Source organism: Streptomyces musisoli (assembly GCF_016741855.1).
GTDB classification, from domain to species: Bacteria; Actinomycetota; Actinomycetes; order Streptomycetales; family Streptomycetaceae; genus Streptomyces; species Streptomyces musisoli.
In genome coordinates this window covers 1-336 of the sequence record NZ_JAERRH010000131.1, presented here as the reverse complement: position 1 = coordinate 336, position 336 = coordinate 1, and the positions used below count along the sequence as shown (strand labels likewise).

1 protein-coding gene is annotated in these 336 nt (G+C 71.7%); it reads right to left on the bottom strand.

Translation table 11 applies throughout. The annotated features are described in order from the left end of the window. The coding region (locus JK361_RS40785; protein ID WP_201828295.1) for an FAD binding domain-containing protein at positions 1-336 on the bottom strand (336 nt) is incomplete at both ends.

The following is a 336-nucleotide window of genomic DNA, read 5'->3' as shown; positions in this document are numbered from 1 at the left end:
TAGAGGTCGGCAACCGGCAACTGCCCAGGCCCGTCGACGGTTTCGAAGTGGACGACGGCGTCGAAGGCGGTGAGCGCGACGGCCATGTCCGAGGGGTGTACGGCCACGCAGTGCTCGGACGCACCCAGGATCGCGTGGTTGTGGTGTTCGCCCTCGACGGCGGGGCAGCCGCTGCCGGGCACGCGCTTGTTGCAGGGCTGCGCGACATCGGTGAAGTAGCCGCAGCGGGTGCGCTGGAGCAGGTTCCCGCCGACCGTCGCCATGTTGCGCAACTGCCCCGACGCACCGGCCAGCAGCGCCTGGGCCAGCGCCGGGAAGCGGCGGCGGACCTCGGGA